Origin of the sequence: Aeromonas sp. 600527 (genome assembly GCF_049175415.1) — a bacterium.
GTDB lineage: Bacteria > Pseudomonadota > Gammaproteobacteria > Enterobacterales > Aeromonadaceae > Aeromonas > Aeromonas veronii_A.
Window position 1 is genome coordinate 284,971 of the sequence record NZ_JAAKVA010000002.1, and the last position, 13,822, is coordinate 298,792.

A 13,822-nucleotide genomic window follows, 5' to 3' on the forward strand; every position below is an offset into this window, starting at 1 on the left:
GAACACCATTGCGGCCCCTCTTCCCGCTGAAGAGGGGCCGCAATGGTATCGTTCTGACCTCGATTCAGAAAAAGGCCGGAGCCCGCAGCTACGCTGTTTAGCTTTTCCCCACCGGTGATGGCATCTTGCCAAACCAGTGCTCCGACAGTTTCTGCGCCTGTTTGACCTCCGGCTTGGTCATCGCTGCTTCCAGCTCGTCGCGAGCCTGCACCGCCTCCGGCATCCCTTCTGTTGCTGCCAATGACAGCCAGGCATAGGCATGTACCCGGTTACGCGGAGCCCCCAGTCCCTCTTCACGCATGGTTCCCATCCGGTATTGCGCCATACGATCACCCTGTTGGGCCGCCTGCCGATACTGCTTGAGTGCCAACGCGTAATCTTCTTTACCCCCTTGCCCCAAACGCAGCATTTCACCGTAGGCATAGAGTGCAGCCCTATTCCCTTTCCGGGCGGCCTTGGCATAGCTGGCTCTGGCCTGCTCCAGTTCACCTTGCTCCTGCTGCAGTGCTGCCAGATCGAACCATGCCCTGGTCACACCACCGTCAGCAGCACGCATTAACCAGTGGATCTGCTGCTCCCGGTCTACCTGCTGCAAACTCAATTGATATTCGGCCTCATGGGAACCGTGTGCAGCGGCCAGCTCCAGCCAGTAACGGCCCAAAGCAGGGTCTGCTGATACCAACTCCCCGGCCAGATAAGCCTGGCCAAGCCAGAGCTCGGCTTCAGCAGAACCGGCATTGGCAGCCCGTTGATAGGCAGCGAACCCATGGATAGGGGCGGCCTGTCTGGCTTGCTTTAGCAAAGCGTCCGGTTGCTGCTGGGCTGCTGCCTTGTCGTTCCAGCGCTGCGCAAGATCCGGCCGTTTGGCGACCCCTTTACCTTGCGCATAGCGCTCGCCCAGCAGGTACTGGGCATCACGGTTGCCAAGCTCTGCGGACCGTTCAAGCCACTTGACGGCATCCGTATCGGCCCCCGGTTGGGTGCTGTACCAGCGGGCCAGTACCAGCTGAGCGTCAGCATGATCCCGCTTGGCGGCCTGCTCGAACCAGTCGAGGCATTCACTCACCAGTTTGCCTTGATGCTGCTCCTGGCACATCACGCCCAGCTGATAGCTGGCATTGCTGTTGCCAAGGCGAGCCGAGCGCTGCCACCACTGGGTAGCGAGCGCCGGATTTTTGGGCTCACCGAGCCCGGCCTGATACCAGTCACCCACTTGCCACGCAGCGTTGGCGCGGATCTGCTGATCGGCAGCCAAGGGGCCCGACTGCTCAGCCGCTTGCTGCATCCAGTGCATGGCATTGGGGTAATCGGGTTGGGTTGCCAGCCGTCTGGCCAGCTCATATTGGGCGCGGCCATCCCCCTGCTTTGCAGCTTGGGATAGCTCGGCGTCAGTACGTGGGGCAGTGGAAGAACAGGCTGCAAGCACACTGACTGCCACTGCCAGGCATAAGACTCGATATGTCATGGGAAATCCTTCGCAGAGTGAAAAAATGAGAATAAAACAGGCGCTATTGCAAATTGCACCGTTATTGGTCAATCAAAGGGCAAAGAAGCTGAATTACAGCCTCTTCGCCCTGAATTAATAACCGAACTCTTTGCGCGTCGAAACCTCTATCAATTTATGTTCAGGTAAGAAACCAATAATATCATTCAATACGTTTTCGTATTTTTGCGCGTTAGTGAATATGGTTGCATGCCCCTCAGAGTCAAATGGCCGACCAAATATATCAATGCCATATACACCTCTATAAATGGTGATGTCAGCTTTTTTGGAAAACTTACAACCATAATGATTTATTTGAGGTTTCATATTGGTTATTTTAAAGGCCAGAAATGCACCGACACCTGCACCGGCCAGTGCCAGCGGCCCCACCAGACCCACAGCGATGATGCTGCCCACAATCAACAAACCACCAATGCCGCGAGAAATGGTATAAGCCACTTCCGGGATATTGTCCTGCTGGGTGTAGTAGATCCCCTTGGCGGTCATTCGGTAGTGATAGAGTTGATTAGGTGAAAAAATATAACGTCCTTGAAGTGCTCCTAATACACCAAACACCAGAAACATGAGGGTTATTTGCCAGTCATGCTCATTATCACCGTTAATAAAAATCATTAAACCAATAAACCAAAGTAAACCGCATAAACCCGCAGCCATCTCTCTCACCAACCTCTGCCGATGAGCAATCTGCCACTCATATAAAACCGGCTCCTTTTGCAACTCAAGGTATTGCTCGCTGTAGTAGTGGTTGGCGCCATCAGCCTCTGCGTTCTGAGACTGTTCTGTTGTTTCACTCATGTTATTGCAACCTTATGATGGTGCCTTTCACTGGCAGTGTGATATCAGATTCTACGGTCAAGACCACTCCACTGGTAAAGGTTGCTCTTGCCACAAAGCGCTGCGCCTGCAGGTGGCACCATTATTGGTCAATCAAAGGGCAGATAAGCTGAATTGCAGCCTCTCTGCCCCATGGCTTAATAACCGAACTCTTTGCGCGACTTGGCTTCGGTAATTTGATAGTCAGGGAGTGAACGAGCTAAATCATTTAGCACGCGTTCATAATCTTCCTTGTGTGTTAACACAATGCCGTACTGCCCCGTCTCTCTTGGCATCTCTATAATTTTGATCCCATAAACATCTCTAAATATGGAAAGACCACCAAAACCTTTGAACTGACAGCCACTATGAAACACTCTTGGTTTCATATTGGTAATTTTAAAGGCCAGAAATGCACCCGCACCTGCACCGGCCAATGCCAGCGGCCCCACCAAGCCGACAGCAATGATGCTACCCACAATCAACAAGCCACCAATCCCGCGTGCAATGGTGTAAGCCACTTCCGGGATCTTGTCCTGCTGGGTGTAGTAGATCCCCTTGGCAGTCATTCGGTAGTGATAGAGCTGGTTGGGGTCAGTTAAGTAGCGCGAAAAAATAACACCCCACACACCCAGTATTAAAAGCACCCAAATTAACGGCCAGGGGTTCTGACTATCGCTATTAATAAAAACCATTAATGCAATTAGCCAACACACACCACCCATTAACAGTGACGATGACCATGCTGCTCGCGGGGCATGGTCAATATGCCACTCATATAAAACAGGCTCCTTTTGCAATTCAAGGTATTGCTCGCTGTAGTAGTGGTTGGCGCCATCAGCCTCTGCGTTCTGCGGCTGTTCTGTTGTTTCACTCATGTTATTGCAACCCTATGATGGTGCCTTTCACTGGCAGCTTGATTGTTGATATAACCGGGTAACCCGATCTCAAGCTGCTGACCCTTGAGGCTGACAGGCGCTATTGCAGGTGGCACCATTATTGGTCAATCAAAGGGCAGAAAAGCTGAATTGCAGCCTCTCTGCCACATGGCTTAATAACCGAACTCTTTGCGGCTTAACACTTCCATCTCATCAAATTGAGGAAGCTGTTTTTTCATAAACGCATAAATTTCCTCAAAATTTTCAGGCATACAATGTACAACACAGAAATTTTGAACTTTAAAAGGGATGCTTTCAATTTTTATTGAGTACCCAGACCTAAATGTAGAGAATGTGCCATCACCAGAGTGAAAATAACGTCCAAAATGATTTATTTTTGGCTTCATATTGGTAATTTTAAAGGCCAGAAATGCACCCGCCCCCGCTCCGGCCAGTGCCAGAGGGCCCACCAAACCCACTGCAATAATGCTACCCACAATCAACAAACCACCAATGCCGCGAGCAATGGTGTAAGCCACTTCCGGGATCTTGTCCTGCTGGGTGTAGTAGATCCCCTTGGCTGTCATTCGGTAGTGATAGAGTTGATTGGGGGTAAAAAGATAACGTCCCTGAAGTATTGCGACAGCCCCAAAAATAAAAAGGAATATATTCCTAGGGAAAAAACCCTCACCATTCGTTAATAACAAATAGATCCCGATTGACCAAAGAAAGCCACCTATGGCAATCGGAAGTTCCCATGCAAGTCTCTGCCGATGGTCAATCTGCCACTCATATAAAACCGGCTCCTTTTGCAATTCAAGGTATTGCTCGCTGTAGTAGTGGTTGGCGCTATCAGCCTCTGGACTCTCTACGCTCTGCCGTTCTGTGGCGTCACACATCTTATTTCAACTCTTTATTTGGCCTCTGAGCAGGTTGAGGCAGCATCAACATAGCCTCTCAACCTGTTCACCCTCTGAATTCACGATACGTAAAGACTTCTCTTTCATTATGATTCGGGGTGAACTGCCTGGCTATTTTGTAAACATGATCAAAATCATCAGCATTGCAGTTAATCACTATGTGATTAACTAACTTAAAGGGTGAGCTTTCAATAATGAACGCATTATCCTTTCTATATGACTTCAATGTTCCTTCTGCGGTATAAAGTGCACCTAAATACTTTATTTCCGGCTTCATATTAGTGATTTTAAAAGCCAGAAATGCACCTGCACCTGCACCGGCAAGCGCCAGCGGGCCAACCAAGCCTACTGCGATGATGCTACCCACAATCAGCAAGCCACCAATCCCGCGTGCAATGGTGTAAGCCACTTCCGGGATTTTGTCCTGCTGGGTGTAGTAAATCCCCTTGGCAGTCATTCGGTAGTGATAGAGTTGATTGGGTGCAAATAAGTAACGCCCCTGAAGCGCAGCCAAAACACCTGAAACAAAAAAGAAAAGACTTAACTGTCTGTCAATATTATTATTACCAAATATTAAAAAACCAATACTGATGGCCCACAGCCCCCCCCCAACCACTGCAATGGCTAACCACACGCGATATTGTTGATGATCAATCTGCCACTCATATAATACCGGCTCCTTTTGCAATTCAAGGTACTGCTCGCTGTAGTAGTGGTTGGCGCCATCAGCCTCTGCACTCTCTACGTTATGATTGTGCTCTGTGGTGTCATTCATCTTATTTTAACTCTACAAGGTGCCACGGGCCATAAAGCACAGGGGTTGGCCGCTTAAACGCTCTGCCACCGGGTCGCCTATCTTGCTCTGTTATTAGTCAATCAAAGGACAAAGAAGCTTAATTACAGCTTCTTTGTCCCCATGTCTCAATAACCAAACTCCTTACGGCTCGCAGCTTCAATCACTTTATAGTGCGGCAACGCTCGCGTGATATCACCAAGTACACGTTGATATTCCTCCGGCTTGCTAAATACGAGTGCGTATTCCCCTCCACTATACGGGATCTCCATGATTTCCATACCGCACAGCTTGCCAAAAACTGATATTTCACCTGCCCCCTTAAAAATACACCCATAATGGCGGATCCTTGGCTTCATATTGGTGATTTTAAAGGCCAGAAATGCACCTGCACCTGCACCGGCCAATGCCAGCGGGCCTACCAAGCCGACTGCAATGATGCTACCCACAATCAACAAACCACCAATCCCACGCATAATGCTATAAGCCACTTCCGGGATCTTGTCTTGCTGGGTGTAGTAAATCCCCTTGGCAGTCATTCGGTAGTGATAGAGTTGATTAGGCGAAAAAAGATAACGTCCTTGAAGTGCTCCTAATACACCAAACACCAGAAACATGAGAGTTATTTGCCAGTCATGCTCATTATCACCGTTAATAAAAATCATTAAACCAATAAACCAAAGTAAACCGCATAAACCCGCAGCCATCTCTCTCACCAACCTCTGCCGATGATCAATCTGCCACTCATATAAAACCGGCTCCTTTTGCAACTCAAGGTACTGCTCGCTGTAGTAGTGGTTGGCGCCATCAGCCTCTGCACTCTCTGCGTTCTGCTTGTGCTCTGTGGTGTCACTCATCTTATTTCAACTCTATCAAGGTGCCCTGGGCGGGCAGTTTATCATCGATCTCAGCGGTCAATACCACCCCTTTGGCCAAGGTACCGCGGGCCATAAAGCGCAAGGGCTGGCCACTTAAACTCTCTTCCGCCGGGTAACCTATCTGCAACTGCAGTTCATCCCCCTGATTGGCAACAACCGCCAGTGTCACCTGCCCCGCCTCTTGGCTGGTCATCTTGATGGCGGCCTCTTGCGCAGGCCCTAATACTGCGCTCACCGCGGGGTAGCTTTGGCCGGAGGGCGCATAACCGAGGCGCCTTATCGACAGCTGCAAGGTGATAGTGCGCAGGTGCGGCGGCAGCGCAACGGTCAGCGTCTCCCCCTTGAGCTCCACCGTCGGCTGGCAGGCAACCCGCTCATACTGGAGCAACTCTTCAGCCGCAGGCCACCCGGCTGGTTTGGTGCCCCAGGTGGATTGCAACAGCCAGCGCTCAATAGGCAGACGGCTGTAGCGTGCCAGTATCACGGTGGCGGCCAGATAGAGCAGGCTGCCGATACCGATAGCGGCAACCATCCAGGGAGCCCAGATTGCACCAAGTGATGCTCCAGCTATCAGATTCCCGGAAGCCCACAAGGCTGGTATACCCTGCGCGATCAGGCCACCTAGCTTGAGTTGGTAACCAAATCTCTCCATATCGGCATTGGTATCATCCTTTAGCTTGGCGCGTGTTTCCCACGCCTCCAGCCCCGCCGCCAGCAGCCCCAGCCCGGTCATCCAGCCAGTGGTGAGCGCAAAGCGGCGCACCAGGGCGGGGTTCTCCTTCATGGCAAGAGCCAAGCGTTTCTCAAGAAGATGGTCAGGCACCACCACCTGCCCTTGCTTGATGGCGACCATAGCGCTGCCGGTCCAGGCGGCGGTGTAGGCCAGGTTGCGGCTCAGCTCCTGCTGTGCAGCAGGGTTGCCATGCAGTTTGCGCGCGCTCTCGTCATACCCTTGCAGCGCCACCGTCAGGTTGGCGATGTTGAGCAGGGCCGCCAACCCGCCAAAGTTGCCCCACTCTTGCCACACCTTGGCAGCCGCTTGTGCCCCTTTCGCCCCTTGCCGCTGCAAATTGAGGTAGCTGGTCATCTTACGTTCAAAATCCTGCTGCAAACCGCCTTCCAGCAATAACAGGCGGGGCCATTTCAGCTGCGACCACTCGGCGCCTGCCGCCTTCATCCGGCCAAGGTGGCCCTCTGTTATCTTGCCGGGCGTTGCCAACTTGCCAAGCAGGTTGCCCTGCACCTGAGCCACAAAGGCTTTGCTCTCGGCCGCAAATGCGGAGTTGATGCGCACCTGCTGGCCGGTGTGAATGGATTCGAGTACCACCAGACTCAGAGTGCGGCCAAGTTTTTCACCGCTGAGCAGATGGGGATGCAGCAACTCGCTGAGCTGTTGCCATGGCTTGATGGCCGCCCCGGCGATGGCCGCTTTGAGGGCGCTCATGGTTGCCTTGGCCGCCTCATGGAACCCGCCAAACAGCTTGCTATTGCTCAGAAGATGGTTACTGGCTATCGCTTCCATCGCCGCCAGCGCATTGGCGACACCGGTGATATTGCCCACCCCAATCCAACCGGGATTGTTCTCGAGCTCTTTTTTAACTTCGATATCAAAGCCGTAGTGTGCCAGCGCGGGCAGCGCCCCCTTTTTCAATGCCTTGGTCAGCGCGGCCCCCCGTTGGGTATCGGGGGCAAAAAACAGGCTAAAGAGCCACTGGCTACTGCTGGCCAGCAAGAGGGTCTGGGTATCCTCCGTCTGGCTATCAAGCCCCAACAGCAAAGGGGAGGTCGGTAACGCCTGCAGTAACTGCAGGGCATCGTCATAGGTCGCCAGCCAGCGCGGACGCAGAGCATCCACGCCCCGCGCATATTGCTGGATAATCCCTTCCAGCCCAGACCAGTTCACTTCGTCATCAAAACGCACTCCAGGCCAGCTGGCCCACTTGTCGGGGTTGAGGCCCAGCAGCTTGAGTTCAGCATGCTGCGCCATCAGGCGCTGCTCGGCCCCCAGATCGATGTAGTGATTACCACTCCCCTTACGCTCTTTGTAGTCATGGTTGGCAACCAGATATGACTGCAACTGCTTCTTGAGCTTGAAGGTCGCCAGACGGTCGCCTCTGGCTGAGACCGGCAAACTGCTCTCATCAAGCTGTGGCAGAGCCAGCATCTCGGTGATACCGGCCATGTTCCAGCGGTGGCGGGTGTTGTCGTCATGAAAGGGATGTTCATAGCGGAGGATGATGTCGCTTAGGCGCTCGGTCACATCGTGCATATCCGAGATAAGGTCATCGAGTGCCACCACCAGAGCACTCTTAAAATCTGGTATGCCAGCCTTGCTAGCCTCCGGTGAGCCTGCGGGTTTGTCGTGCCACAGCTTGCCAGGTTTAATACCTGCGGGAGCCTTAAGGGGGGCACAACTATTGACGAATCCCTTGTTGGGCAAGCCCATGTCGGCTACGTGAGTAGAGAGCAGGTCGAGCAATCCCGCATGCTCGCCCCCCATCTTGCTGGCCAGCGAGAGCAGATTAAAAGAGCGCATCCCTTTGCTGCGCAGGCCGCTCTCTTTGCGATACGCCTTTTTCAGCCGCTCGGTCCAGCGCTGATGGGAGAAGGCCATCGCCACCTTGTGGTTGGCCGGATAAAGCAGATGCCCCTTGCTTCCCTTGCTCTCGTGAATAAATTGGCTGCCTTTAACCTCATACTCGTCGAGAATTTTTGCTTTTTCATCAAAGACATAGAGCCAGCCATCGCGCAGTTGGCGCAAAGTGTAAGGCGTTGCCTTTAGATCCAGGGCGCCCTTGAACCCTTTCGACGGTAAGGGATGAGGTTGTTTGGCTGGCACGTCAAAGAGCTCATCTAGGGCATAACGCACCGGCACCAGAGCAATCTCTTTGTTTTTAAAAGGGCAAGTGCCAACCGGACTTTTGCAATCCTTGTTGCCGGCAGCGCCAGCTGCTTGATTCGGGGTGCTCATGAGGTTCTTTCCTGTGCAATGACGTGTTGCTCTGCCCAGCTGGCAGCTTGTTCAACACGTTGTGACGGGGTCTGTGCCGAGGGGGTAGTCAATAACTTGGTCACGACCGGATAGGCATCGTCCTGCCACCACGACTCGCCCAAAAATCCCAACACATTGAAAAACAGCAGCAAGTCGCGTTCGGTCTGAAATCCAAGTTGATAAGCCTGCTCGGCCCAGCGGGCAATCCAGTTCTGCGGATCACTCTGCTGCGCCAATCGGGCAGGAAACCAGTGCGCCATGTGGTGATAAGTTGCATCCAACTGGTGTTGCCAGCTCACGTCACTCAAACGTGCCCACTGTGCATCGGTTAGTCTGCATGTATCGCCAATCGGCTCGGCAAGTGCCTCTTTGACCTGCCAATGGAGCCAACCTGTGCGGGTTGGCAGCCAGACCTGTGTGATCCCTCGCCAATACCAGGGATCCGCATCCACCAATAGACATGCCATGGTTTCCGGCGCTGCCAGTTTGAGCAGAATACGGCTACCGTAGGGACTTTCGACCTCGATAAGCTGGCGCAACTGGTCAGCCAGCGGCAAAAGGGACAAAGGGGATGAAAGCAGCCATCCGGCATTGGCGGGCAGCGTCTGAAACCAGCCGAGCAAGGGCTCGCTGGCCTCAACCAGACAGGGCGAGACCTCCCGCAAACTATCCCATGGAGCGTAGAGATAAAGTGGCTGGTAAACGGGGCTATCGGTTACCTCAAACAACTGCCGTTCAAGCTCGGGGATCTGCCCGCCATCGAGCAGCAGATAGAGTTGCTCTCCTTTGGCCAAATCAAACTCGGGCAAAACCATTACTGGCTCTCCCCCTTGGCCAGTTGTTCACAAATCTCGCAGACCGGCTCTGCCGATTTGAGCGTTGCAATCTGGCGCACCGGATCCATAGGCACAGGGGGGGCAACAACCTCAACCGCACCGGGCTGGATCGGCATCTGCCCAGCCCAACCGGAGCCAGAGCCAGGACTGCCGCCGGAGTTCATCTTGATGGAGCCACCGCTTAGCGTGACGCCACCGGCGTCGAGCTTCACAAAGCTGCCACCCACCTTGAGGGTCAACTCGGCGCCGGCCTCCATCACGATCTTCATGCCAGCCTTGTGATGCACCTCCTGACCAGCATCAACCAGCAGAGATTGACCCAGCTTCTGATGCATGGAGGTATCCACCGTCAGCGAATAGTCCCCCTTGATCTGGTCACGCTTCTCACCCTCCACCGTCAGGTGGTCGTTGGCCTTGATGCGGGTGACCCGTTCGTTGTCGATATCGCGGTGCTCGTCGTGCTTGATATGCCACGCCGCATCATTTTCGATAAGCACATTCAGGTCTTTCTGACCGTGGATATAAATCTCTTCCTGCCCCGCCTGGTCTTCAAAACGCAGCTCGTTAAAACCCTCGCCCTTGTGGGTTTCGGTGCGCAGCACGGTGCGAGTCTTGTTGGCCGGCAACTCATACGGTGGCCGGTTGGTAGCGTGGTAGGTGCGCCCCGTCACGATGGGCTGGTCAGGGTCTCCTTCCAGAAACGAGACAATCACCTCGTGGCCGATACGCGGGATGGCCATCATGCCGTACTGGCCGCCGGCCCAGCCTTGCGATACTCGCACCCAGCAGGAGCTCTGGTCGTTGGAGCTGCCATATCTGTCCCACGGGAATTGCAGCTTCACCCGGCCGTGCTCGTCGCAGTAAATCTCCTCGCCCTCGGGGCCGACTACGATGGCGATTTGCGGGCCGTCCACCATCGGCTTGTGGGGCGCCTCGGGGCTGCCGACGCGGGCCCGCCAGGTGGTGCTTGCCTTCACCACGCCAAATTCGTTGTGGTAGACGGTCGGGCCGCTGCCGCCCTCCTCCTCCAGCGCCTGGGGTTGCTCACCGGTGTGGCGGATATGGACGATTTGCCAGTCGGTGTTAAGGCTACCGTTGGGGTGTTCGGTCAATGAAAAGTGCTGGCCCGGCAACAAGGCGGCGCAGTTGGATTTGCCACTGCCTGCCACCGCGTCATTGCGCAGGGCATCGAGCCGGTGCTGGGCAAACGCCTTGCCACTCGGGTCCTGCTTGTAGCGGCCCGGGTAGTCGAAGTGCTGGTAAGTGTCCCGTTGATGCTCAAGCTCTGCGCCCAGCTTCTTGTGGGAGAGGCCATAGGCCGGGGTCTTGAAGCTGTAGTCCTTGAGCTCCACATCAGAGGGACGCACCGCCTCGCGGTAGTGGAACTGGCGCACGTAAGGACCTTGTTCCAGCGAACGGTTGCCAAGGTTGAAAAAGAGCTCGGGGCCGGCAGTCAGGGCTGCGGCATCGTCAGCAAAGACGATGCGGTGTTTGCCTTGCTCGAATTCGTGGAAGTAGAACAAGCCCTCTTCGGCTGCGAGGCGGTTCACGAAATCAAGGTCGGTCTCGCGATACTGGACGCAGTACTCGCGCTGGGCATGCTCATTTTTCAGGGCAAAGGCGTAGTCGGTGATGCCGTGCTCTTGCAGCAGGATGCTGAGGATTTCGTCGGGCTTCTGCGCCTGAAAAATGCGGGAGTTCTGGCGCAACCCCAGTCGCCACAGGGCGGGTTTGACTTGCAGCTGATAGCGGGTGCGACGAAAGCCGCTGTCCCCTTGGGCAAATTCGCTCACTACCCCGCACACCCGGCGTTGCAGCTCGCCGTTGTACCACACCATGAGCTCGCAGGGCTGGTCCAGCACGGCGCCAAAGTCGACATCAGGCTGGCTGCTGGCCAACTCCAGCTGCAGATTGAACGGCCGGTTCAGCCCCTCATCCAGCTGGAAACTGGCCACCACGAAGGTGCTCTCGGGCAGCGCCCCCACCTTGGCGGTAAATTGTAATCCTGTGCTATTGGCCATCTTGTGCCTTCTCCATAGCTACCGCACGCCCGCGGCGCGCTACTTGGTGGTTCGATGATGAGATAAAGCCATCATTGACGGCCTTACCTCATAACCGATCAAAACAGTGACAGCACTCTCTAACCGGCCTGTCCGCTACCGGAACCAATCACTACGCCACCACAATCCACCGCGGTGCCGGTTATAGCGATAGGTTTGCCATTGACCAGCACAGACCCTACGCCTCCGGCGATGCTGCGCGGGTGAGGTGGATTGTTGGGCTTGTCGTGGGGTGCCAGCGGGTCGCCCTGACGGGCCACTGGCTTGCCATCGAGGAGCACGTCAGGACTGGCAGCTATCACCGGGGTCGGTGGGAAGCCATCGTGGTCGGTGCCAATGTCACCGAGCAGTGCGATAGCGGGGCACATAGTCATTCTCCATATGAGCGGGGAGACGCACAGACATCATCCCTCTGCCCCTGTGCCCGATGGAACGCACCGAGCACAGGCGATTTTGATAAACAGCGGATAAACAGAACAGGCCACAGCACAGGCTATGCCATTCAGCACTGGCGAAATTAGCCAAATAAAATCAAATGGTTACCATATTTCGATAAACAACAGACTGAGCTGTTCGCAAGGGATTGCGCAAACTGGGCAATCCCCCTGCAAAATATTGCATCTGCAGTGCAACCATCTGGAGTATGCGCAACTGGTTGCGCATAACAGAGCAATCAGCTACCTGATAGCCCCTTTTGCAGTTGGTAAAGCCGGATGTTGAGTGCTTTCAAGTCACTCTCTATCCCTTTCAGCTCGGCAGCCGTAATAGGCTCCTGCGACGCTTTTCGCGCCTCCAGTTCGCTCAGACGTAAACTGAACGGGACCTCCTGCATCAGGTTCTTCTGTACCTCGTAGAGCTGAGACTTGAGGTAGGAAATCGTGACCGTCTTGCGCTGACGCTCCAGCTCCAGCAGCTGATCGATCAGGGCATCGACCCCGGCGCGCGCCTCCAGATAGGTCGGCACCCGGTTGAGATCCCCCTGCTGGCCGGCCAGCGCGGTCTGCCACTGTTTGTCGAGGGCCTTGACCGCCAGCGAGTCGGGATAGAGCATCTGCAGCGAATTGCGCAGCCCCTCGCCATAACGGTACCAGTAGAGGGGCGAGGTCTGCTCCAGCCGATCCAGTTGGGCCTGATAACGCGACACCAGCTCGCTCTCCATCCCCTGCAGGGTCTGCTCCCCCAACACGATGCGCGCCTGGCGAATGTCGTCATAACTCAGAGCCTGCGGCAACGCCGCAGCGGGTTGTTGCAACCGTTGCGCCGCGATGATCTTCTCCTGCTGCTGATGTTGCCAGCCAAACCACCCCATCATGGGCAAGGCGCAGGTAAGCAGGCCACAGCCAAACCAGAACCAGGCCGGCCGCTGTTTGCGGTGCTGCTCAATCTTGAGCACGGTCGGCTTGACCTGTCCCTTCTCACGCCCCACCAGGATACTGCCCTGAGGCAAGTGCGGGGTCGATGCCGAAGCCACGCTGCCGTGGCTCTGCTCAATATCCGGCTTGAAAAAGACCATCGGCGGGATCTGCAGCTCCTCCTTGAGTCCCGGCTCATCGGAGACGATGACGATCTCTGTCTCGTCAAACAGATGGGTGTACCCCTCGATAAAGTGCACCAGATTCTCGACCCGGGGAATGCGACTGAGGCCGACGTTGTGCAACTTCTCGCTGATGAGTTGCAGTGCACGCTCGCAGCGGTAGATCAGCCGCTTGTCCTCGTGGCTGATCTGGTACTGGCGGATCACGTCGCTGATGCGGGCGATAAACCAGTCGAGCATCTCGATACGGGCCCGCTCCTGGTGTAACGGTGGCCAGACACTCTCCCACTGGGTGACGATCAGATTGGCGAGAAACTCGCACCCTTCGGTAAAGCCACTCAATCCCTGCAGCCGGGATCGTGCCAGGGTGAAGTAGATGGCGGTCTGCAGATCCACCCCGTGCTTTTCAAAGATTTGACTGGCGAGCTGATGGATCCGGACCCAATCCACCTCGGGGCGGGAGGCGTGACTGAGCTTGTTGATCTCGGCGCGCAGCGCCTCGTATTCCGGCAACATTCTGGGGTCTCGCCCCACCTTCAATGCCTGCTGGCCTTGTTGATTCTGTGACATATCGGCTTCCAAGATGAGAGGGGCTCGCATGCCCCCCTGCATGA

General features: G+C 55.0%; 11 protein-coding genes. All 11 read right to left on the minus strand.

The window, feature by feature from the left end; translation table 11 throughout:
- Positions 1–97: 97 nt before the first annotated feature.
- Entirely contained in the window at positions 98–1,465 is a 1,368-nt protein-coding gene (locus G5154_RS04730) for a tetratricopeptide repeat protein (protein ID WP_421250417.1), read from the minus strand.
- Positions 1,466–1,579: 114 nt separating this feature from the next.
- Positions 1,580–2,299: a hypothetical protein gene (locus G5154_RS04735; RefSeq protein ID WP_216978386.1), complete on the minus strand. Its 720-nt coding sequence runs from the start codon at positions 2,297–2,299 to the stop codon at positions 1,580–1,582.
- 176 nt (positions 2,300–2,475) lie between these two features.
- Positions 2,476–3,195, minus strand: a complete 720-nt coding sequence (locus G5154_RS04740) for a hypothetical protein (protein ID WP_421250418.1) — start codon at positions 3,193–3,195, stop codon at positions 2,476–2,478.
- A gap of 173 nt (positions 3,196–3,368) precedes the next feature.
- Positions 3,369–4,094: a hypothetical protein gene (locus tag G5154_RS04745; RefSeq protein WP_216978384.1), complete on the minus strand. Its 726-nt coding sequence runs from the start codon at positions 4,092–4,094 to the stop codon at positions 3,369–3,371.
- A gap of 67 nt (positions 4,095–4,161) precedes the next feature.
- Complete coding sequence (locus G5154_RS04750) at positions 4,162–4,890, minus strand: hypothetical protein (RefSeq protein ID WP_421250419.1); 729 nt, start codon at positions 4,888–4,890, stop codon at positions 4,162–4,164.
- Positions 4,891–5,036: 146 nt separating this feature from the next.
- Positions 5,037–5,765: a hypothetical protein gene (locus tag G5154_RS04755; protein WP_216978382.1), complete on the minus strand. Its 729-nt coding sequence runs from the start codon at positions 5,763–5,765 to the stop codon at positions 5,037–5,039.
- 1 nt (position 5,766) lies between these two features.
- On the minus strand, positions 5,767–8,757 hold the full coding sequence (locus G5154_RS04760; RefSeq protein ID WP_421250420.1) for a toxin VasX: 2,991 nt from the start codon (positions 8,755–8,757) through the stop codon (positions 5,767–5,769).
- Positions 8,754–9,593 (minus strand): DUF4123 domain-containing protein, encoded by an 840-nt coding sequence (locus G5154_RS04765; RefSeq protein WP_216978380.1) that lies wholly within the window; start codon positions 9,591–9,593, stop codon positions 8,754–8,756. The genes G5154_RS04760 and G5154_RS04765 overlap by 4 nt, the downstream gene beginning before the upstream one ends.
- Positions 9,593–11,635: a type VI secretion system tip protein VgrG gene (locus G5154_RS04770; RefSeq protein ID WP_421250421.1), complete on the minus strand. Its 2,043-nt coding sequence runs from the start codon at positions 11,633–11,635 to the stop codon at positions 9,593–9,595. The genes G5154_RS04765 and G5154_RS04770 overlap by 1 nt, the downstream gene beginning before the upstream one ends.
- A 119-nt stretch (positions 11,636–11,754) precedes the next feature.
- Positions 11,755–12,042 carry a type VI secretion system PAAR protein gene (locus G5154_RS04775; protein ID WP_421250422.1) on the minus strand — a complete coding sequence of 96 codons (288 nt, stop codon included), beginning with the start codon at positions 12,040–12,042 and terminating at the stop codon, positions 11,755–11,757.
- A 305-nt stretch (positions 12,043–12,347) separates the two neighbouring features.
- The gene (locus G5154_RS04780) at positions 12,348–13,778 is read right to left on the minus strand and encodes a VasL domain-containing protein (protein WP_421250423.1); all 1,431 of its coding nucleotides are present in this window, start codon (positions 13,776–13,778) and stop codon (positions 12,348–12,350) included.
- Between the last annotated feature and the right edge of the window lie 44 nt (positions 13,779–13,822).

Coding starts and splice junctions, on each gene's coding strand:
- G5154_RS04730 (WP_421250417.1), bottom strand. CDS start 1,465: ATGACATATCGAGTCTTATGCCTGGCAGTGGCAGTCAGTGTGCTTGCA.
- G5154_RS04735 (WP_216978386.1), bottom strand. CDS start 2,299: ATGAGTGAAACAACAGAACAGTCTCAGAACGCAGAGGCTGATGGCGCC.
- G5154_RS04740 (WP_421250418.1), bottom strand. CDS start 3,195: ATGAGTGAAACAACAGAACAGCCGCAGAACGCAGAGGCTGATGGCGCC.
- G5154_RS04745 (WP_216978384.1), bottom strand. CDS start 4,094: ATGTGTGACGCCACAGAACGGCAGAGCGTAGAGAGTCCAGAGGCTGAT.
- G5154_RS04750 (WP_421250419.1), bottom strand. CDS start 4,890: ATGAATGACACCACAGAGCACAATCATAACGTAGAGAGTGCAGAGGCT.
- G5154_RS04755 (WP_216978382.1), bottom strand. CDS start 5,765: ATGAGTGACACCACAGAGCACAAGCAGAACGCAGAGAGTGCAGAGGCT.
- G5154_RS04760 (WP_421250420.1), bottom strand. CDS start 8,757: ATGAGCACCCCGAATCAAGCAGCTGGCGCTGCCGGCAACAAGGATTGC.
- G5154_RS04765 (WP_216978380.1), bottom strand. CDS start 9,593: ATGGTTTTGCCCGAGTTTGATTTGGCCAAAGGAGAGCAACTCTATCTG.
- G5154_RS04770 (WP_421250421.1), bottom strand. CDS start 11,635: ATGGCCAATAGCACAGGATTACAATTTACCGCCAAGGTGGGGGCGCTG.
- G5154_RS04775 (WP_421250422.1), bottom strand. CDS start 12,042: ATGTGCCCCGCTATCGCACTGCTCGGTGACATTGGCACCGACCACGAT.
- G5154_RS04780 (WP_421250423.1), bottom strand. CDS start 13,778: ATGTCACAGAATCAACAAGGCCAGCAGGCATTGAAGGTGGGGCGAGAC.